General features: G+C 58.4%; 17 protein-coding genes. 12 read left to right on the forward strand and 5 right to left on the reverse strand.

The genetic code is table 11. The features are described from left to right. The first annotated feature begins 109 nt into the window (after positions 1-109). A complete protein-coding gene (locus tag BK659_RS15155) occupies positions 110-2,026 on the forward strand; it encodes an ATP-binding cassette domain-containing protein (RefSeq protein WP_123425839.1) in 1,917 nt (638 codons plus the stop codon). Between the two features lie 195 nt (positions 2,027-2,221). On the opposite strand, the gene BK659_RS15160 is transcribed toward BK659_RS15155, so the two are convergent. Further along, on the reverse strand, positions 2,222-2,659 hold the full coding sequence (locus BK659_RS15160) for a universal stress protein (RefSeq protein WP_123425840.1): 438 nt from the start codon (positions 2,657-2,659) through the stop codon (positions 2,222-2,224). 104 nt (positions 2,660-2,763) lie between these two features. Here BK659_RS15160 and BK659_RS15165 point away from each other — a divergent pair, with 104 nt between their 5' ends. The 7 genes from BK659_RS15165 (at position 2,764) to BK659_RS15200 (ending at position 11,306) form a co-directional block, all read left to right on the forward strand. Continuing rightward, positions 2,764-3,201, forward strand: coding sequence for a hypothetical protein (locus BK659_RS15165; RefSeq protein ID WP_123425841.1), 438 nt, complete (start codon positions 2,764-2,766; stop codon positions 3,199-3,201). A gap of 630 nt (positions 3,202-3,831) precedes the next feature. After that, positions 3,832-5,979 (forward strand): fatty acid oxidation complex subunit alpha FadB, encoded by a 2,148-nt coding sequence (fadB, locus tag BK659_RS15175; RefSeq protein ID WP_123425843.1) that lies wholly within the window; start codon positions 3,832-3,834, stop codon positions 5,977-5,979. A gap of 30 nt (positions 5,980-6,009) precedes the next feature. Beyond that, positions 6,010-7,185, forward strand: coding sequence for an acetyl-CoA C-acyltransferase FadA (fadA, locus tag BK659_RS15180; RefSeq protein ID WP_024618393.1), 1,176 nt, complete (start codon positions 6,010-6,012; stop codon positions 7,183-7,185). A 99-nt stretch (positions 7,186-7,284) separates the two neighbouring features. After that, positions 7,285-7,521 carry a DUF1653 domain-containing protein gene (locus BK659_RS15185; protein ID WP_019692748.1) on the forward strand — a complete coding sequence of 79 codons (237 nt, stop codon included), beginning with the start codon at positions 7,285-7,287 and terminating at the stop codon, positions 7,519-7,521. 114 nt (positions 7,522-7,635) lie between these two features. After that, positions 7,636-10,257: a type I DNA topoisomerase gene (gene topA, locus BK659_RS15190; RefSeq protein ID WP_123425844.1), complete on the forward strand. Its 2,622-nt coding sequence runs from the start codon at positions 7,636-7,638 to the stop codon at positions 10,255-10,257. A gap of 142 nt (positions 10,258-10,399) precedes the next feature. Beyond that, positions 10,400-10,921 carry a DUF6586 family protein gene (locus BK659_RS15195; RefSeq protein WP_123425845.1) on the forward strand — a complete coding sequence of 174 codons (522 nt, stop codon included), beginning with the start codon at positions 10,400-10,402 and terminating at the stop codon, positions 10,919-10,921. 151 nt (positions 10,922-11,072) lie between these two features. Next, a complete protein-coding gene (locus BK659_RS15200) occupies positions 11,073-11,306 on the forward strand; it encodes a hypothetical protein (RefSeq protein ID WP_123426092.1) in 234 nt (77 codons plus the stop codon). Between the two features lie 106 nt (positions 11,307-11,412). Here the strand turns inward: BK659_RS15200 and sulA are convergent, their stop codons facing one another. Both sulA and lexA read right to left on the reverse strand, forming a co-directional pair. After that, positions 11,413-11,886 (reverse strand): SOS-induced cell division inhibitor SulA, encoded by a 474-nt coding sequence (gene sulA / locus BK659_RS15205; protein WP_123425846.1) that lies wholly within the window; start codon positions 11,884-11,886, stop codon positions 11,413-11,415. Positions 11,887-11,896: 10 nt separating this feature from the next. Continuing rightward, positions 11,897-12,505 (reverse strand): transcriptional repressor LexA, encoded by a 609-nt coding sequence (gene lexA, locus BK659_RS15210; RefSeq protein ID WP_019692743.1) that lies wholly within the window; start codon positions 12,503-12,505, stop codon positions 11,897-11,899. A 252-nt stretch (positions 12,506-12,757) separates the two neighbouring features. On the opposite strand from lexA, the gene BK659_RS15215 reads away from it, so the two are divergent. Genes BK659_RS15215 through BK659_RS15225 form a run of 4 tightly spaced genes read left to right on the forward strand, consistent with a single transcriptional unit; the run spans position 12,758 to position 15,423 of the window. Then, entirely contained in the window at positions 12,758-13,465 is a 708-nt protein-coding gene (locus BK659_RS15215; protein ID WP_123425847.1) for a TetR/AcrR family transcriptional regulator, read from the forward strand. Positions 13,466-13,513: 48 nt separating this feature from the next. Further along, positions 13,514-13,666, forward strand: coding sequence for a hypothetical protein (locus BK659_RS27760; RefSeq protein WP_185015377.1), 153 nt, complete (start codon positions 13,514-13,516; stop codon positions 13,664-13,666). Next, positions 13,663-14,673 carry a beta-N-acetylhexosaminidase gene (gene nagZ, locus BK659_RS15220; protein ID WP_123425848.1) on the forward strand — a complete coding sequence of 337 codons (1,011 nt, stop codon included), beginning with the start codon at positions 13,663-13,665 and terminating at the stop codon, positions 14,671-14,673. Before BK659_RS27760 ends, nagZ begins: the two co-directional genes overlap by 4 nt. A gap of 12 nt (positions 14,674-14,685) precedes the next feature. Continuing rightward, positions 14,686-15,423 carry an S-methyl-5'-thioinosine phosphorylase gene (locus BK659_RS15225; protein WP_123425849.1) on the forward strand — a complete coding sequence of 246 codons (738 nt, stop codon included), beginning with the start codon at positions 14,686-14,688 and terminating at the stop codon, positions 15,421-15,423. 137 nt (positions 15,424-15,560) lie between these two features. Here BK659_RS15225 and BK659_RS15230 read toward each other — a convergent pair whose 3' ends face one another. Further along, entirely contained in the window at positions 15,561-18,251 is a 2,691-nt protein-coding gene (locus tag BK659_RS15230; RefSeq protein WP_123425850.1) for a DEAD/DEAH box helicase, read from the reverse strand. A gap of 11 nt (positions 18,252-18,262) precedes the next feature. Then, entirely contained in the window at positions 18,263-18,829 is a 567-nt protein-coding gene (locus BK659_RS15235) for a CsiV family protein (RefSeq protein ID WP_123425851.1), read from the reverse strand. Positions 18,830-18,834 lie beyond the last annotated feature (5 nt).

Consider the following 18,834-nt stretch of genomic DNA (forward strand, 5'->3'; position numbering starts at 1 on the left):
TTGGCACAAGTTCGCAACAATTGTTGTGCAGAGTGCTTCGACATTGAAAATGCCGGCCTTCTGTCGCCTCAAGTCAGGTAGAATGCGCGCCCGGTTTTTGGAGAAGCTCATGACCCTGCTCAAATTCAGCGATGTGTCCCTTGCTTTCGGCGCTATGCCGTTGTTGGACAAGGTGTCCTGGCAGATCGCCCGTGGTGAGCGGGTGTGCATCATCGGCCGCAACGGCACTGGCAAATCCAGCATGATGAAGCTGGTCAAGGGCGATCAGAAGCCTGATGACGGCTCTGTCTGGCGCGCACCTGGCCTCAAGATTGGCGAATTGCCGCAAGAATTGCCGGTGGCCGACGAGCGGACGGTGTTCGATGTGGTTGCCGAAGGCCTGGACGGTGTGGGTGAATTGCTCGCGCAGTATCACCACCTGAGCCAGAACTGCGTTACCGACGCCGATCTGGACAAGCTGATGCACGTCCAGCACGACCTCGAAGCCCGCGATGGCTGGCGTTTGCAGCAATTGGTCGACAGTACTTTGAGCCGCTTGCAGTTGCCGGCGGACAAAACCCTCGCCGAATTGTCCGGCGGCTGGCGTCGTCGCGTTCTGCTGGCCCAGGCTCTGGTTTCCGAACCGGATCTGCTGCTGCTCGACGAACCGACCAACCACCTGGACATCGGTGCGATTGCCTGGCTCGAAGAGGCCTTGAAGGATTTTCAGGGCGCTGTGCTGTTCATTACGCACGACCGTTCTTTCCTGCAAAACCTGGCAACCCGCATCCTGGAACTGGATCGCGGTGGCCTGATCGACTGGAACGGCGACTACGCCAGTTTCCTCGTTCACAAGGAAGCCACGCTGGCAGCCGAAGAAACCGCTAACGCGCTGTTCGACAAGCGTCTGGCCCAGGAAGAAGTCTGGATCCGTCAGGGCATCAAGGCCCGCCGCACCCGTAACGAAGGCCGCGTGCGTGCCCTGAAAGCCCTGCGCGTCGAGCGTAGCGAGCGTCGTGAGCGTACCGGCAAGGCCAACATTCAGCTGGAAACGGCCGACAAGTCCGGCAAGCAGGTGATGGTTCTCGATAACGTCAGCTTCGCTCACCCGGACGGCCCGTTCCTGATCAAGGATTTCTCCATGGTCCTGCAGCGCGGCGACCGTATCGGTCTGCTGGGCGCCAACGGTACTGGCAAAACCACGTTGCTGAAGCTGATGCTCAGTGGCTTGCAGCCAACCAGCGGTAAAGTCGAGGAGGGCACTCGAATTGACGTGGCCTATTTCGATCAGCTGCGCCATCAGCTGGATCTGGAAAAAACCGTGATCGACAACGTCGCCGAAGGTCGCGACTTCATCGATATCGATGGTCAGAGCCGTCACGTACTGAGCTACCTCGGTGACTTCCTGTTCAGCCCACAGCGTGCCCGCACGCCGGTCAAGGCGTTGTCCGGTGGTGAGCGTGCGCGTCTGTTGCTGGCCAAGTTGTTCAGCAAACCGGCTAACCTGCTGGTACTCGACGAACCGACCAACGACCTCGACGTGGAAACTCTCGAGCTGCTGGAAGAGGTCTTGCTGACCTTCAACGGCACCGTGCTGATGGTCAGCCACGACCGGGCATTCCTCGACAACGTGGTCACCAGCACCCTGGTCTTCGAAGGTGAAGGCAAGGTTCGCGAATACGTCGGTGGTTATCAGGACTGGCTGCGTCAAGGCGGTTCGCCGCGTCTGTTGGGCGTGACCGAGAGCAAGTCCGGCAAGGCCGACCTGAACTCAGCGGTCGTCACCGCGGCGCCTGCGCCAGTGGCTGCTCAAGAAGCGCCAGTGGCGAAGAAAAAGCTCAGCTACAAACTGCAGCGTGAACTGGAAGCGCTGCCGGGCGATATCGACGCCAAGGAACAGCAGATCGCCGCGGTGCAAACCGAAATGGCCGATGCCGGTTTCTATCAGCGTCCGGCTGCCGAAACCGCCAAGGTCATCGCACAGCTTGAGCAACTGCAAGCAGAACTCGACGTATTGGTCGAGCGCTGGGCCGAGCTGGATGCCTGATTGATCCAATGCTGATGTAAAAAAGCCCGACGTTCATCACTGAGCGTCGGGCTTTTCGTATGGAGTAGGGTCTGCAGACCGAAATAAATTCATTGTGGGAGCGAGCTTGCTCGCGATGAGGCCCTGTCGGTCGAAATCAATGTTGACTGACAAGCCGCCATCGCGAGCAAGCTCGCTCCCACAGGGGCACGGGGTTTAGCTTTTGATCAGGCGCACTGCCAGTACATCGCAAGGCGCACCATGCAGCACGTCATTGGCGGTGGAACCCAGCAGCAGTGCGAGGCCGTGGCGGCCATGGCTACCGACGACGATCAGGTCGCACTCCTGTTCCTTGGCCATATGATGGATTTCCTGGCGTGGTTGGCCATAGGTCAGGTGGCTGTACTCTTTGGAGAGTTCAGAATACTTGTTGATCAGGCGCTCGAGGCGCTCCTTGGCTTGATCGAATTGCTGTTGCTGCAACTGCGACAGATCCATCGGCACGTCACCACCAAAGGCCATGGCCATCGGTTCGACAATGTGAACCAGGGACAATTTGGCACCGTTGCTGACCGATAACTCGCGAGCACGGTGAATCACAGGATCGCACTCTTCGGTTAGATCTACGGCGACCAGAATATGGTGGTAGGGCATGAGGTGCTCCTCCTGAGGATTGCGATAACGGTAAGTATGGCTGGTTTCAAGCGGATTGGTTCCGGCATGGATCAATCTGCCCATCAAGAATCGGGAGTACAGATATGACGGTCTGGATAGTGGTGTCAATCCTCGCAGTGGTGCTGAGCCCGCTGGCGTGGCTGCGGCCTTCGCGTAAACAGGGCGGGCAAATGGCCTTGCGCATGGAGGCACGACGTATCGGCCTGGCTATGCAGCTGGCGCCGCAGGAGTGGCCGCATTGGCTGGAGCCGGAGCCGCCCAGCCCGTGTGCGCAATACCATCGGCCGCGACGGGGTAGTCAGCCGGCGTGCTGGATCTATTGGCAAAGTGCGCCGGGCGTGTGGGTTAATCAATGGCGGGAAGTTTGTCAGGATGAGTCGTTGCTGATTCATTTCCGGAAGTTGCCGGCCAACGTCTACAAGGTTGAGGCCGACAAGCAAATGATCACCTTGTATTGGGGTGAGAGGGGCGAGGCCAGTGTTTTGAATGAAATCGATGCAGTGCTGAAGGCATTAGCCTGAAACGCAATCCCCCCGTAGGAGCTGCCGAAGGCTTCGATCTTTTGATCTTCAAGACTGCCAGGATCAAAAGATCGCAGCCTTCGGCAGCTCCTACATGCACACATAAACTCAGGCAATAAAAAGCCCGACATCTTCATCGGGCTGGAGTTGGCCAGGCAGGCCGGAAATTCGCTGAATCGTCACGCTATCCGAGGCGTGGCGCTGATCTTGCGCTTGGCGTTCGCCATAAGCGCCTCTGTTTTCCGTTTATCGTCCCCGCCAGCGTAGCTGTGTATTTCCAGTTGCGCAGCTAATTAGGGCGACGTTTCTAAATATTGATTCTATGAATGGCTGCACATGCATCCGTGTGTTGCAGGTCTTCGTGGTACGGATATGACCGCAAAGTCGAGTTACAACCCGCATTTTGGGCGATTGACAATTGTCGGAAATTCCGTGAAGGTGGCGTACCCAAATCAAACGGGCGTATGAATTGAGCGTTTGTATTACAGACAGCTCCTACAGAATCCCGACTATCGCGTTGGCGGGTGTGCCTGGTGGAATGGCGTTAGCATCGACGGTAACGTCCATGCCGAGCCAGAACGTCAGCGTCCGACGTGTACTGTTCAGCTTCCATATCGTGGAGATCAGTTGATGATTTACGAAGGTAAAGCCATCACGGTTAAGGCTCTTGAAAGTGGCATCGTCGAATTGAAATTCGACCTCAAGGGTGAGTCCGTCAACAAGTTCAACCGTCTAACCCTGAACGAACTGCGTTCGGCCGTAGACGCCATCAAGGCAGATGCGTCGGTCAAGGGTGTGATCGTCAGCAGTGGCAAGGACGTGTTCATCGTCGGCGCCGACATCACCGAATTCGTCGACAACTTCAAGCTGCCGGATGCAGAGCTTGTTGCTGGCAACCTCGAAGCCAACAAGATTTTCAGCGATTTCGAAGACCTCAATGTCCCAACCGTAGCTGCGATCAACGGCATTGCTTTGGGCGGCGGTCTGGAAATGTGCCTGGCGGCGGATTACCGCGTCATGTCCACCAACGCCAAGATCGGTCTGCCGGAAGTCAAACTGGGCATCTACCCGGGCTTCGGCGGTACTGTTCGCCTGCCGCGCATTATTGGTGCCGACAACGCCATCGAGTGGATTGCCGCTGGTAAGGAAAACCGTCCGGAAGACGCGCTGAAAGTCGGCGCAGTCGATGCGGTTGTGGCTCCAGAGAAGCTGCAGGAAGCGGCCCTGGAACTGATCAAGCGAGCGATCTCCGGCGAGTTCGATTACAAGGCCAAGCGTCAGCCGAAGCTGGAAAAGCTCAAGCTGAACGCCATCGAACAAATGATGGCTTTCGAAACCGCCAAAGGTTTCGTGGCCGGTCAAGCTGGTCCGAACTACCCGGCACCGGTCGAAGCGATCAAGACTATCCAGAAAGCCGCGAACTTCGGTCGCGACAAGGCTCTGGAAGTTGAAGCCACTGGTTTCGTCAAACTGGCCAAGACCTCTGCCGCGCAGAGCTTGATCGGTCTGTTCCTGAACGATCAGGAGCTGAAGAAAAAGGCCAAGGCCTACGATGAAATCGCCAAAGACGTGAAACAGGCTGCCGTACTCGGCGCCGGTATCATGGGGGGCGGTATTGCTTATCAGTCGGCGTCCAAAGGCACGCCGATCCTGATGAAGGACATCAACGAGCACGGTATCGAGCAGGGCCTGGCTGAAGCCGCGAAACTGCTGGTTGGCCGCGTTGATAAAGGTCGCATGACCGCTGCCAAAATGGCCGAAGTGCTCAATGGCATTCGTCCAACCCTGTCCTACGGTGATTTCGGCCACGTCGACCTGGTCGTCGAAGCGGTTGTCGAGAACCCTAAGGTCAAGCAAGCGGTATTGGCCGAAGTCGAAGACAAGGTCAAAGAGGACACCATCCTCGCTTCGAACACCTCGACCATTTCCATCAGCCTGTTGGCCAAAGCCCTCAAGCGTCCGGAAAACTTCGTCGGCATGCACTTCTTCAACCCGGTGCACATGATGCCGCTGGTTGAAGTCATCCGTGGCGAGAAGTCCAGCGAGCTGGCCGTTGCCACCACCGTTGCCTACGCCAAGAAAATGGGCAAGAACCCGATCGTCGTCAACGACTGCCCGGGCTTTTTGGTCAATCGTGTACTGTTCCCGTACTTCGGTGGTTTCGCCAAATTGGTCAGCGCCGGTGTGGACTTCGTCCGTATCGACAAGATCATGGAAAAATTCGGCTGGCCAATGGGCCCGGCATACCTGATGGACGTGGTCGGTATCGACACCGGCCACCACGGTCGTGACGTGATGGCTGAAGGTTTCCCGGATCGCATGAAAGACGACCGTCGTTCGGCCGTTGACGTGCTCTACGAAGCCAAGCGCCTGGGCCAGAAGAACGGCAAGGGCTTCTACGCCTACGAGACCGACAAGCGCGGCAAGCAGAAGAAAGTAGCCGATCCGTCGGTACTTGAAGTGCTCAAGCCAATCGTCTTCGAACAGCGTGAAGTGACCGACGAAGACATCATCAACTGGATGATGATCCCGCTGTGCCTGGAAACCGCGCGTTGCCTGGAAGACGGCATCGTCGAAACCGCTGCCGAAGCCGACATGGGTCTGGTCTACGGTATTGGTTTCCCTCCATTCCGTGGCGGTGCACTGCGCTACATCGACTCGATCGGTGTTGCAGAGTTCGTTGCCCTGGCTGACCAGTACGCTGATTTGGGCGCGCTGTACCACCCGACCGCGAAGCTGCGCGAGATGGCCAAAAATGGCCAGAGCTTCTTCGGTTAAGCGCCCACACTAGAGCGAGAGTGAAATTATATGAGCTTGAATCCTAGAGACGTCGTGATTGTCGACTTCGGTCGTACTCCGATGGGCCGCTCCAAGGGCGGCATGCACCGCAATACCCGTGCTGAAGACATGTCGGCGCACCTGATCAGCAAATTGCTGGAACGTAACGTCAAGGTCGACCCGAACGAAGTCGAGGACGTGATCTGGGGCTGTGTGAACCAGACCCTGGAGCAGGGCTGGAACATCGCCCGCATGGCGTCCCTGATGACTCAGATCCCGCACACGGCTGCCGGCCAGACCGTTAGCCGTCTGTGTGGGTCCTCGATGAGTGCACTGCACACCGCAGCGCAAGCGATCATGACCGGTAACGGTGACGTATTCGTGGTTGGCGGCGTCGAGCATATGGGGCACGTCAGCATGATGCACGGTGTCGATCCGAACCCGCACATGTCGCTGTACGCGGCGAAAGCCTCGGGCATGATGGGTTTGACTGCGGAAATGCTCGGCAAGATGCACGGCATTACCCGTGAGCAGCAGGATGCCTTCGGCGTGCGCTCCCACCAACTCGCCCATAAAGCGACGGTGGAAGGCAAGTTCAAAGACGAAATCATCCCGATGCAGGGTTACGACGAGAACGGTTTCCTGAAACTGTTCGACTACGACGAAACCATCCGTCCGGAAACCACCCTGGAAAGCCTGGCGGCATTGAAGCCGGCGTTCAATCCAAAGGGCGGCACCGTGACAGCCGGTACTTCGTCGCAGATCACCGATGGTGCTTCGTGCATGATCGTGATGTCGGCACAGCGTGCACAGGACCTGGGCATTCAGCCAATGGCGGTGATCCGTTCGATGGCAGTGGCAGGTGTGGACCCAGCGATCATGGGCTATGGTCCAGTACCGGCGACACAGAAAGCACTGAAGCGCGCAGGTCTGGGAATTGCCGATATCGACTTCTTCGAACTCAACGAAGCTTTCGCTGCACAGGCTCTGCCAGTGCTGAAAGATTTGAAAGTGCTCGACAAGATGAACGAGAAGGTTAACCTGCACGGCGGCGCGATCGCCCTGGGCCACCCATTCGGTTGCTCCGGTGCACGTATCTCCGGCACCCTGCTCAATGTAATGAAGCAGAATGGCGGCACTTTCGGTGTATCGACCATGTGCATTGGCCTCGGCCAGGGCATTGCCACCGTCTTCGAACGCGTTTAAGCGATTCGTCGACGGAAGCCGGGGCCATGTGCCCCGGTTTTTGTTTTTCTGAAGGTTTTTTTATTTTTTATTTCAAGAGATTTGAGTGAGGGCCAGACCATGCCGATACAACCAGGGCTCTACCAGCATTACAAAGGTCCGCAGTACCGCGTATTCAGTGTTGCGCGGCACTCCGAGACCGAAGAGGAAGTGGTCTTCTACCAAGCCCTGTATGGCGATTACGGCTTTTGGGTGCGTCCCTTGAGCATGTTCCTGGAGTCGGTCGAAGTTGACGGCGAACAGGTCCCGCGCTTTGCTTTGGTGCAAGCCGAACCGAGCCTTTTTTCAAGGCCATAAGCTGAGAGCGCGCAGAACCCTGCGCTTGACCTCACCTTGTTGCCACTATATATAGCGGTGCCGCGTCAGGCGCCAACCGCCTTTCACTTCTAGAATTCAGGAATTTTCTGATCCATGGGCAAATCGCTGGTCATTGTGGAATCCCCGGCTAAGGCCAAGACCATCAACAAGTATCTGGGTAACCAATACGTGGTGAAGTCGAGTATCGGCCATATCCGAGACCTGCCCACCAGCGGTTCGGCTAGCGCCAGCAAAGAGCCTGCCGCCAAGCGTGGCAAGGCTGCTGCTGGTGAAGCGCCGGTGCTGTCGCCAAAAGAAAAGGCGCGCAAGCAGCTGGTCTCGCGCATGGGTGTCGATCCCGATCATGGCTGGAAAGCCAAGTACGAGATCCTCCCAGGCAAGGAAAAGGTCATCGAAGAGCTGCGCCGGCTCGCCAAGGATGCTGACACCATCTATCTCGCAACCGACTTGGATCGCGAGGGGGAAGCCATTGCCTGGCACCTGCGCGAAGCCATCGGTGGTGACGACAGCCGCTACAAGCGCGTGGTGTTCAACGAAATCACCAAGAAGGCGATTCAGGAAGCCTTCTCTCAGCCAGGCGAGCTGGACATCGATCGGGTCAACGCTCAGCAGGCGCGTCGCTTCCTCGACCGCGTGGTGGGTTACATGGTTTCGCCGCTGCTGTGGTCCAAGATCGCTCGCGGTCTGTCTGCCGGCCGTGTGCAATCGGTAGCTGTGAAGCTGGTGGTGGAGCGTGAGCGCGAGATTCGCGCGTTCAACCCGGAAGAGTACTGGGAAGTCCACGCTGACCTCGGCACTGCCAAGGGCGCCAATGTGCGTTTTGAAGTGGCCCGTGAAAACGGCGAAGCCTTCAAGCCGCTCAACGAAGCCCAGGCCATGGCCGCGCTGGAGAAGCTCAAGTCTTCCAGCTACACCATCGCCAAACGCGAAGACAAACCGACCAGCAGCAAGCCGTCGGCGCCGTTCATCACCTCCACGCTGCAACAGGCTGCCAGCAATCGCCTGGGCTTTGGCGTGAAGAAAACCATGATGATGGCCCAGCGTTTGTACGAAGCTGGCTACATCACTTATATGCGTACCGACTCGACCAACCTCTCGGCCGATGCCGTGGCGATGGCGCGTACTTATATTGAAGGCGAGTTCGGCAGCAAGTATCTGCCGGAAACACCGAACGTCTACAGCAGCAAGGAAGGCGCGCAAGAGGCTCACGAAGCGATTCGTCCTTCTGACGTGAATACCGATCCAAGCAAGCTGTCTGGCATGGAACGTGACGCTGAGCGTCTCTACGAGCTGATCTGGCGCCAATTCGTCGCTTGCCAGATGCTGCCGGCGAAATACCTGTCGACCACCGTCAGCGTCGCAGCTAGCGGCTTCGAACTGCGTGCCAAGGGCCGCATCCTGAAGTTCGACGGTTACACCCGCGTCATGCCGCAAATGGCCAAGCCTGGCGATGACGATGTGCTGCCGGACATGGCGCAGGGCGATGTGCTGAAGCTGATCAAGCTTGATCCGAGCCAGCACTTCACCAAGCCGCCTGCGCGTTACTCGGAAGCGAGCCTGGTTAAAGAAATGGAAAAACGCGGTATCGGTCGTCCTTCGACCTACGCGGCGATCATTTCGACCATCCAGGACCGCGGCTATGTCGCGCTGCACAACCGTCGTTTCTACTCGGAAAAGATGGGTGACATCGTCACCGAGCGCCTGTCCGAAAGCTTCTCGAACCTGATGGACTACGGCTTCACCGCCGGCATGGAAGAGAACCTCGATGACGTCGCCCAAGGCGAACGTGACTGGAAAAACGTGCTCGACGAGTTCTACGGCGACTTCAAGAAGAAACTCGAAGTAGCCGAGAGCGCAGAAAACGGCATGCGCGCCAACCAGCCGGTCATGACCGACATCCCGTGCCTCACGTGCGGTCGTCCGATGCAAATTCGTACTGCCTCGACCGGTGTGTTCCTCGGTTGCTCGGGTTACAGCCTGCCGCCAAAAGAACGCTGCAAGGCCACCGTCAACCTGGTGCCGGGCGATGAAATCGCTGCGGACGACGAGGGTGAGTCGGAGTCTTTGGTGTTGCGTGGCAAGCATCGTTGCCCGATCTGCAGCACCGCGATGGACGCTTACCTGCTGGATGAGAAGCGCAAGCTGCACATCTGCGGTAACAACCCGGATTGCTCCGGCTACGAGATCGAAGAAGGCAGCTATCGCATCAAGGGCTACGAAGGTCCGAGCCTGGAATGCGACAAGTGCGGCAGCGAAATGCAGTTGAAGACTGGCCGTTTCGGCAAGTTCTTCGGGTGCACCAACGCGACCTGCAAGAACACCCGCAAACTGCTCAAAAGCGGTGACGCGGCGCCGCCGAAGATGGATCCGGTGAAGATGCCCGAACTCAAGTGCGAGAAGGTCAACGACACCTACATTCTGCGTGACGGTGCTTCCGGTTTGTTCCTGGCGGCGAGCCAGTTCCCGAAAAACCGCGAGACCCGTGCTCCGCTGGTGATCGAGATCGTGCCGCACAAGGATGAGATCGATCCGAAGTACCACTTCCTGTGCGAAGCGCCGAAGAAAGATCCGGATGGTCTCCCAGCGGTGATCCGTTACAGCCGCAAGACCAAGGAGCAGTACGTGCAGACCGAAGTCGAAGGCAAGCCTACCGGTTGGAAGGCGTTCTATGACGGTGGCAAGTGGGTGGTTGAAGACAAGCGCGTAGCCAAGTAACCGGGCAATGCGATGCAAAAGGCCGCATGCGAACCCTCGGGTTTTCATGCGGCCTTTGTTTTGGGCTTGCAGTGGGCTCGTCTGATCCTTGACACTGTCAGACCTGCATCACGCGTCTTATTTCGTTGTGGAGACTGCCGTCATGGCCTTTGAGCTCTATACCCGTACCAATCAGAAAATTTACTTCGCCGGTCTGTCGCTTGAGGCACTGGCCCGGGCGGAAGAGGGGCGGGCGATGAACTCCCTGGCGCTGATTCAGGCAGGGCGCGAGTCAGCGTTGTTTCATTTGTACGGCGCGCTGCTGGGCCTGTGTCATGAGATTGCCGGTTTCTACCGCTTGCCTCAGGCCAATGCGCCGCGAGCAGAATTGCTGCTGACCCGTGAAGTGCTCGAAACCATCGCTATTCCGGAGATGGCGGAAATGGTCGAGTTGGCGCATAACCCTGAAACCTGGCTGGCAAAGCTTCTGGCTGCCCATGCCGCGCTGTTTCAGCCGCCACGTGTGCCGCACAAGCCAAAGGGTGATGTGACACAGCCGCTGATCGTTGCGGTGAGTCTTGATGATGAGCCCGAGGCTGAACTGAGCAGAGAGGAGCTTGAGAGCTGGCGTCAGAACCTTAAAAGCCTGGCCATTCGGTTTCGTGAAGGCCTGAGCGAGTGTTGAGTCTCGCTCTGAACGCTGCGTGTTCATGGGTGCCGATGGATCAGGGATGATCTCGAGCAATCGAATCCGGTGGTGTGCAGCCGGTCAAGATCCCGAGCGAAGCTGCGCTGATGACTATATAATCCCCGCCTTTCGTGGAGAACAGACCTTTATGCCAACGTCCTTTCTAGAAATTGTCGAGCTGCCAGACGGCCGTATTGAGCTGCGCAGAGCTGAGGACGAGGGTTCTCTGGTGACTTTGGACTTCTCTGAAGACGCCAAGGCGTTCCTGCAAGGCCAGCATGTTGAAGTCGCCAAGGCGATGTTGAGCGTGGGTGTGCAGATGGCTGGGCGCTTGGTTGAAGGCGAATTCGACAAAGAAGAAGGGCCGCGGATTCTTCATTGATTCCGTTTGTCGGCTTTTCGTAGGGCATCATTTCATATCAAAGTTACAGATTGGCTTCTCTGTCCTGGAGAAGCCCTGCGCTTTTCAAGCGCACAGTGGATGTCACTTAACCCAGTCGAATATTCAGGCTTTGAGCATCCCCGGTACGGGCCGCGCTGATCAACTGTTGCCGTGCGCTGGTGTTCAACGGGTTCAGCCAGCTCACAACGGTATGGCTACGACCCAGGCGCAAGGCTTCGCAAGTCAGTTGCTGAGCACTTTGAGTCCCTCGCGGTTGCAACAGCAGAATGCGTTCGCGGTTCAGGCCGGCATCTCGTAGCCAGGCTTGAGTCAGGCTGGCGGGGGGTGCAATCAACGTCAGCCAGCGAGCGTCCTGATCCTGGCTCAGTTCCCTGAGGATAGGGGCGAGAAGGTTCAGGCAGTTCCCGGTCGCACCACGCAATGACAGCTCACTGAACGCTTCAGGTTCGGCGCTCCAGGGCGACTCGACCACGTCTTTGAGAATCGGCGCCAGCGGCTGAGCCATGAACGCTTCGAACAGCGGAAGTTGTGCGTGCTGTGGTGTGTGAGGGAACTGCATAACGCCTCCTTTAGCGGCGAATGACGCCGACACTCAAGCCTTCAATCACCAGGTCCTGATCTTTCAGGTTCACTTCGATCGGGGCAAACTCGGGGTTTTCGGCAATCAACCAGACCTTGCTGCCGTCGCGCTTGAAGCGTTTGACGGTCACTTCGTCGCCGATCCGTGCAACCACGATCTGGCCGTTACGGGCTTCACGGGTGGTGTGCACGGCGAGCAGGTCGCCGTCGAAAATCCCCACGTCCTTCATGCTCATGCCGTGAACGCGCAACAAATAGTCGGCGCGTGGATGGAAGAAGGAAGGATTGATGTTGCAGGATTCTTCGATGTGCTGTTGAGCAAGAATCGGAGCGCCAGCAGCAACCCGGCCAATGATCGGCAGAGTGGATTCATCGGCTTTGGCTTCAAAGCCCGGGATGCGAATGCCGCGCGAAGCGCCGGGCGTCATTTCGATTGCGCCTTTGCGCGCCAGTGCCTTGAGGTGTTCTTCAGCCGCGTTAGGCGACTTGAAGCCAAGCTCCAGGGCGATTTCTGCGCGGGTTGGCGGATAGCCGTTGTCTTCGAGGCAACGTTTGATAAAAGCCAGAATCTCAGCTTGGCGTGGCGTCAGTTTTAGCATGTCGATCGCTCTGTCTTTTTATACAGTGACTGGGATTATATACAGTGAAGTGATCTTGGCAATCCTCCTTTTTTACCCGGCCGCTGGACGGTCGGTTTACAGATCGTCAGCTCGCTGTCTGTAGGACTGGCTACAGCTCCCGACTTGTATGGTTAAATAGCTGACCGACCGTTCGCAAAACGAACTGGCAGGCTTGACAATGCACAGGCTGAAACGTATGTTTCAAACAAGTGTTTGTCAGGCGGAGTAGCCATGGCCCAGTCGGAAACCGTTGAACGCATTCTCGATGCTGCCGAGCAGTTGTTCGCGGAAAAAGGTTTTGCCGAAACTTCATTGCGGCTGATCACCAGCAAGGCTGGGGTCAATCTGGCGGCGGTGAACTATCATTTCGGCTCAAAGAAGGCGTTGATTCAAGCGGTCTTCTCGCGTTTTCTCGGGCCTTTCTGCAGCAGCCTCGATCGCGAGCTGGAGCGCCGTCAGGCCAAGCCGGACAACAGGCCGAGCCTCGAAGAGCTGCTGGAAATTCTCGTCGAACAAGCCCTCGTGGTGCAGCCACGCAGCGGCAATGACCTGTCTATCTTCATGCGCCTGCTGGGATTGGCGTTCAGCCAGAGCCAGGGGCACTTGCGTCGTTACCTGGAAGACATGTATGGCAAGGTGTTCCGTCGTTACATGATGCTGGTCAATGATGCCGCGCCGCGTATTCCGCCTATCGAGCTGTTCTGGCGTGTGCACTTCATGCTCGGTGCCGCGGCGTTCAGCATGTCGGGGATCAAGGCCTTGCGTGCAATCGCCGAGACCGATTTCGGGGTGAACACCTCGATCGAGCAGGTGATGCGTCTGATGGTGCCGTTCCTGGCAGCTGGCATGCGCGCCGAAACCGGCGTCACCGACGATGCCATGGCGAGCGCCCAGTTGCGTCCTCGCAGCAAATCGGCACCCGTGGCCGCCAAGGTTTAACCGCACACGGGTGGGCGCGGCAGCTTACATCCGCTAAGCTAGCCGCCCATGCCGACTCTCGTTTCAGACCCGCTCGATTTCTCTTTTACCGACCACGTTCCGCCGGGCATCGCCCTTGGCGGCGAAGTCGTGTGCCTGTATCGGGCCGGGCTCTTCAAAGATGCGCTGCGCGCGCTTTTCGTTATCAAGGAATTTCTATGACTGCTGGCCTGCAAGGCTCGTTGATGGTGGACGTCGCCGGTACCTGGCTGACGGCTGAAGATCGCCAACTGTTGCGTCAGCCCGAAGTGGGCGGCCTGATTATTTTTGCGCGCAATATCGAGCATCCTCGTCAGGTTCGCGAGTTGAGTGCGTCGATCCGCGCGGTGCGTCCCGACCTGCTGTTGGCGGTGGACCAGGAAGGCGGCCGGGTGCAGCGCCTGCGACAGGGCTTCGTGCGTCTGCCAGCGATGCGGGCGATTGCTGACAACCCGAACGCCGAATACCTGGCCGAGCAGTGTGGCTGGATCATGGCGACCGAAGTGCTGGCCGTCGGCCTCGACCTGAGCTTCGCTCCGGTACTGGATCTCGATTATCAGCGCAGCGCCGTGGTCGGTACCCGTTCGTTCGAAGGCGATCCGGAGCGTGCAGCCTTGCTGGCAGGGGCGTTCATTCGCGGCATGAACAGCGCAGGCATGGCGGCTACCGGCAAGCACTTTCCCGGCCACGGCTGGGCGGAGGCAGATTCTCACGTCGCGATTCCGAATGACGAGCGCAGTCTCGATGAAATCCGCGCCAAGGACCTCGTACCGTTCGCGCGCTTGAGCAAGCAGTTGGCGGCCGTGATGCCCGCCCATGTGATCTATCCGCAAGTTGACTCGCAGCCGGCCGGCTTTTCGCGCCGCTGGTTGCAGGACATCCTGCGCGGCGAGTTGCAGTTTGACGGGGTGATCTTCAGCGACGATCTGTCGATGGCCGGTGCCCATGTGGTCGGCGACGCTGCCAGCCGGATCGAAGCGGCACTTTCTGCCGGTTGCGACATGGGCCTGGTGTGCAATGATCGTGCGGCCGCCGAACTGGCCCTGAGCGCGGCTCAGCGCTTGAAGGTCAAACCGTCTGCACGCATCGCGCGGATGCGTAGCCAGGCGTTTGCCAGCACTGATTATCGACAGGATCCGCGTTGGCTTACCGCCCTTGGCGCGCTCAAAGATGCCCAACTGATTGATTAAGGACTTTTTGCAATGACGGTTTACGCGATTATCGGTGGTACCGGTCTGACCCAGCTCGAAGGTCTGAGCATTCGCCAGTCACTGGCCCTGGACACGCCGTATGGTACGCCGTCGGCCGAAATCCAGATCGGTGAGTACGCCGGGCGTGAAGTGCTGTTTCTCGCCCGTCACGGCCATCCGCACCGTTTTCCGCCGCATCAGGTGAATTACCGGGCCAACCTGTGGGCGCTGAAGCAGGCGGGCGCGCAGGCTATTCTGGCGGTCAACGCGGTCGGTGGGATTCATGCCGCCATGGGCACCGGACATTTCTGTGTGCCCCATCAGTTGATCGACTACACCAGCGGTCGCCAGCACACTTATTTTGCCGATGACCTGGAGCAGGTCACCCACATCGATTTCAGCTACCCCTACAGCGAACCGTTGCGCGAGCAGTTGATTGCTGCGTTGGCGGCTGAAGGCTGTGCTTACAGCAGTCATGGTGTGTATGCCTGCACGCAGGGGCCGCGTCTGGAAACGGTTGCCGAGATCGCCCGTCTGGAACGTGATGGTTGCGATATCGTCGGCATGACCGGCATGCCGGAAGCCGCATTGGCCCGTGAGCTGGAACTGGATTACGCGTGTCTGGCGTTGGTGGTGAACCCGGCTGCGGGCAAATCGACGGCAGTGATTACCATGGCCGAGATCGAACAGGCGCTGCATGACGGGATGGGCAAGGTGAAGTCGACGCTGGCGCGGGTGTTGAAGGGCTGAGCATCCGTTACACCGAGTTGACCCCATCGCGAGCAGGCTCGCTCCCACATTAGATCAGTGTATGCCGAGAGTCTTGCGTCAGAACTCGGTCCAGTGTGGGAGCGAGCTTGCTCGCGATGGCGATCTTGCAGTCGCTGCTAAATCTTCGACTTATCCGGCAACGGCGCAAACAACGCCTCGATATCGTCGTTCTGCAGCTTCCAGTCCCCGGTCGTACGCCCGTCCAGTACGCCGGCCGCCAGGTCGGATTTTTCCTTCTGCAAATGCTGGATTTTCTCCTCGACGGTGCCACGAGCAATCATCTTGTAGACGAACACCGGCTTCTCCTGGCCGATCCGGTAAGCCCGGTCGGTGGCCTGGTTTTCCGTCGCCGGGTTCCACCACGGATCGTAGTGAATCACCGTATCGGCTTCTGTCAGGTTCAGGCCAACGCCACCGGCTTTCAGGCTGATCAGAAAAATCTGCCGTTTTCCGCTCTGGAAATCTTTCACGGGCGCACGTCGATCGCGGGTTTGCCCGGTCAGCAGCGCGTAAGCGATGCCGCGTTTATCCAGCTCGGCTTCGATCAGCGACAGCATCGAGGTGAACTGTGAAAACAGCAGGATTTTACGGCCTTCTTCGAACAGCTCTTCAAGCATTTCCATCAGGCTGTCGAGCTTGCCCGAGGTGCTGCCGCGTGTGGGCAGGGCAGCCTCATTGACCAGGCGCAGATCGCAGCACACCTGACGCAGTTTGAGCAGCGCTTCAAGAATAATGATCTGGCTGCGAGCCACGCCTTTGCGGGTGATCTCGTCGCGGACTTTTTTGTCCATGGCCAGGCGCATGGTTTCGTAAACGTCGCGCTGCGCCTCGTTGAGCTCGACCCAATGGATGATCTCGGTTTTCGGCGGCAGTTCAGTGGCGACCTGTTCCTTGGTTCGGCGCAACAGAAATGGTTTGATCCGACCGTTCAGGTGTTGCAGTCGTACGTCGCTGGCGCGTTTCTCGATCGGCACGCGGTAATCGCGATTAAAGCTTTTCACGTCGCCCAGCCAGCCGGGCAGCAGGAAGTGAAACAGCGACCACAGCTCACCCAGGTGATTTTCCAGCGGTGTGCCGCTCAGGCACAGGCGCTGGCGGGCGTTGAGCTCTCGCGCCGCATGAGCGGCCTTGCTGTTGGGGTTCTTGATGTATTGCGCTTCGTCGAGCACCAGTACGTGCAATGGCTGCGCTGCCAGACGTTCGACATCCTTGGGCAGCAGCGCATAGGTGGTGAGGATCAGATCGTATTTGGCCAGATGCTCGAAGTGTTTTTTACGGCCGGCGCCATACAGCGCCAGTACGTTGAGCTGTGGAGCAAAGTGCGCCGCTTCATCGAGCCAGTTGGGAATCAGGCTGGTGGGCATCACCACCATGCACGGCCGGTCGAGGCGTCCGGCGTTTTTCTCGGTCAGCACATGCGCCAGGGTCTGTAGGGTTTTGCCCAAGCCCATGTCGTCCGCAAGGATGCCGCCGACTTCCAGTTGTCGCAGCGACTGCATCCAGCTCAAGCCTTCAAGCTGATAAGGCCGCAACGTGGCATTCAGGCCTTCGGGCGCCTCGGTGGTGTAGTCCTTGATGTCGCGCAGGCGCTGGGCGAAGGTGCGAATGTGCTCGCCACCTTCCCAGAGCAAGGGCATATCTTCCAGCGGATTCAGGCGGGTGGCGTCGGCGCTGCTCAGGCGCAATCGGGTTTCGCCGGGCTCTTGCAAGTAGAACTCGCCGAGGGTCGCCAGCACCGGCTTCAAACGACCGAACGGCAGCGCGACCTGTAACGGGCCGTATTCGGAGTTCGGACGGTGCGGGATGTTCACCAGGATCAACTCGTCGTCGCGGCGTCTGGCCAGGCGTTCCGGGTTGAGAATCTCGGTGTGCGAGCGCATCAGGTTCAGCAGGATCGGCAGCAGGCTGAGGCGCTCGCCATTGACGATAATCCCCAGTTCCAGATCAAACCAGTCGCGTTCCGGCGCCTCTTCGACCGTGGCGTACCAGTCATCGACCGCTGTCAGGTCAAAGCCGAAGTCTTCGTCAATCTGCAGTTCCCAGCCTTGGGTGCGCAACTTGGGCAGTTCATTGAGGGTAAAGGTCAGCCACGCGCTGTCGTTGACCATCTCATAGAGTTCGCCGGCACTTTCCGGCAAGGCTTTGCTTTGCCTTGTCGCGACTTTGAAGCCGAGGATTCGCAGCTGTTCGCGGTAGGCTTTTTCGACGTCCGGCTGGCGTTTGATCCGTAAAGTTTGCTGTTCCTGTCGGATCAGGATGTCGGCATTTTTCTGCCCGCTGACGTATTCATCCAGATAGCTGAAGGACAACGCGGCACGGTGCTGGATGTAGCGCTGCATTTTGCCGTTGCGCGGTTCGAAGGCGCTGAACTCGATGCTCGCCAGCCACAGGCGCGGCACCGGTTGCACGTTGTCCACCAGCTGTTGCGGCAGCGGGGCGGGCGTGCGATTTTCCAGCACCGCCTGAAGCTTTTCCAGTAGCTCGGCATCTTTGGTAGCGGCCGGGTACTCAAGGGTTTCCTGGACTTTCAGCAGCACCGCGGCGCAATGCTTGCAGTTAACGCGCACCGGGCAACTGCACGTTGCATCGACCAACAACAGAGTGCCTTTGGCGGATTCGCGCAGCGTAATGGTCTGACGGTAAACATTGCCGCCAGAGCCTTCGCAACTGGCGGTGATGGTGCTGTCGCCGGCCTCGACGATCCTTGCGCGGTTTTCCAGTGCGTAGCGGCGGCCACGTTCCAGGCTTTGTTCCTTGAATCGACTGACCCAGGAAGGGGCCAGGGGTTTGCTCAGGCTCGGGGGCATAGGGACTTCAATCAGTCCGGGAGAACGTCAGGGACTGGCGGACGCGCAGGTGCAGTCAGCGAAGTGATTTTGATCAGCAGGGCCAGGTGGCCGTTGTCGAGGTAGTTGAGCTGGCCGTTTTTAGTGTGGCTTTGCTGCTTCAGGCGTTCGCTGGTGGTGACCAGGCCATTGGCGTTGAATTGGTTGACCCAGAAGTTCGCGTCGACGTCGGTGAAGCGGCCGAGTTTCAGGTTCAGCGTGCCTTCGATCGGGAACTGGCCGAACTGTTCCTTACCGTCGCTGATCGAGACTTTGCTCTCGGTCTCACCGAGATTCTGTTGCCAGGCCTTGTGCAGCAGCACCGTGTAATCGCTACTTGCGCGCAGCTTCTGCGCCTCGGCGTTAAGGCTTGGAGTACGCAGGCTGTCGGGGTTTACCGGCCGCGCGCCGGCAGCCCAATCCTCGGGCGCGGCGCGGCTGACATTGGCGGGTACGGCGTTCTGGCGGACCAGGATCATTTCAACCTGATACAGGCTGTCGGCAAACGCTGTCGGGGCGACGAGGGTCAACAACAGGGTCAATGAGCGAAACAGGCGCATGCGGC

It is taken from the genome of Pseudomonas brassicacearum (genome assembly GCF_003732225.1).
Classification (GTDB): Bacteria; Pseudomonadota; Gammaproteobacteria; order Pseudomonadales; family Pseudomonadaceae; genus Aquipseudomonas; species Aquipseudomonas brassicacearum_E.

Bases quoted from the DNA above. Each gene is read 5' to 3' on its own strand.
- BK659_RS15155 (WP_123425839.1), top strand. From the start codon at position 110: ATGACCCTGCTCAAATTCAGCGATGTGTCCCTTGCTTTCGGCGCTATG.
- BK659_RS15160 (WP_123425840.1), bottom strand. From the start codon at position 2,659: ATGCCCTACCACCATATTCTGGTCGCCGTAGATCTAACCGAAGAGTGC.
- BK659_RS15165 (WP_123425841.1), top strand. From the start codon at position 2,764: ATGACGGTCTGGATAGTGGTGTCAATCCTCGCAGTGGTGCTGAGCCCG.
- fadB (WP_123425843.1), top strand. From the start codon at position 3,832: ATGATTTACGAAGGTAAAGCCATCACGGTTAAGGCTCTTGAAAGTGGC.
- fadA (WP_024618393.1), top strand. From the start codon at position 6,010: ATGAGCTTGAATCCTAGAGACGTCGTGATTGTCGACTTCGGTCGTACT.
- BK659_RS15185 (WP_019692748.1), top strand. From the start codon at position 7,285: ATGCCGATACAACCAGGGCTCTACCAGCATTACAAAGGTCCGCAGTAC.
- topA (WP_123425844.1), top strand. From the start codon at position 7,636: ATGGGCAAATCGCTGGTCATTGTGGAATCCCCGGCTAAGGCCAAGACC.
- BK659_RS15195 (WP_123425845.1), top strand. From the start codon at position 10,400: ATGGCCTTTGAGCTCTATACCCGTACCAATCAGAAAATTTACTTCGCC.
- BK659_RS15200 (WP_123426092.1), top strand. From the start codon at position 11,073: ATGCCAACGTCCTTTCTAGAAATTGTCGAGCTGCCAGACGGCCGTATT.
- sulA (WP_123425846.1), bottom strand. From the start codon at position 11,886: ATGCAGTTCCCTCACACACCACAGCACGCACAACTTCCGCTGTTCGAA.
- lexA (WP_019692743.1), bottom strand. From the start codon at position 12,505: ATGCTAAAACTGACGCCACGCCAAGCTGAGATTCTGGCTTTTATCAAA.
- BK659_RS15215 (WP_123425847.1), top strand. From the start codon at position 12,758: ATGGCCCAGTCGGAAACCGTTGAACGCATTCTCGATGCTGCCGAGCAG.
- BK659_RS27760 (WP_185015377.1), top strand. From the start codon at position 13,514: ATGCCGACTCTCGTTTCAGACCCGCTCGATTTCTCTTTTACCGACCAC.
- nagZ (WP_123425848.1), top strand. From the start codon at position 13,663: ATGACTGCTGGCCTGCAAGGCTCGTTGATGGTGGACGTCGCCGGTACC.
- BK659_RS15225 (WP_123425849.1), top strand. From the start codon at position 14,686: ATGACGGTTTACGCGATTATCGGTGGTACCGGTCTGACCCAGCTCGAA.
- BK659_RS15230 (WP_123425850.1), bottom strand. From the start codon at position 18,251: ATGCCCCCGAGCCTGAGCAAACCCCTGGCCCCTTCCTGGGTCAGTCGA.
- BK659_RS15235 (WP_123425851.1), bottom strand. From the start codon at position 18,829: ATGCGCCTGTTTCGCTCATTGACCCTGTTGTTGACCCTCGTCGCCCCG.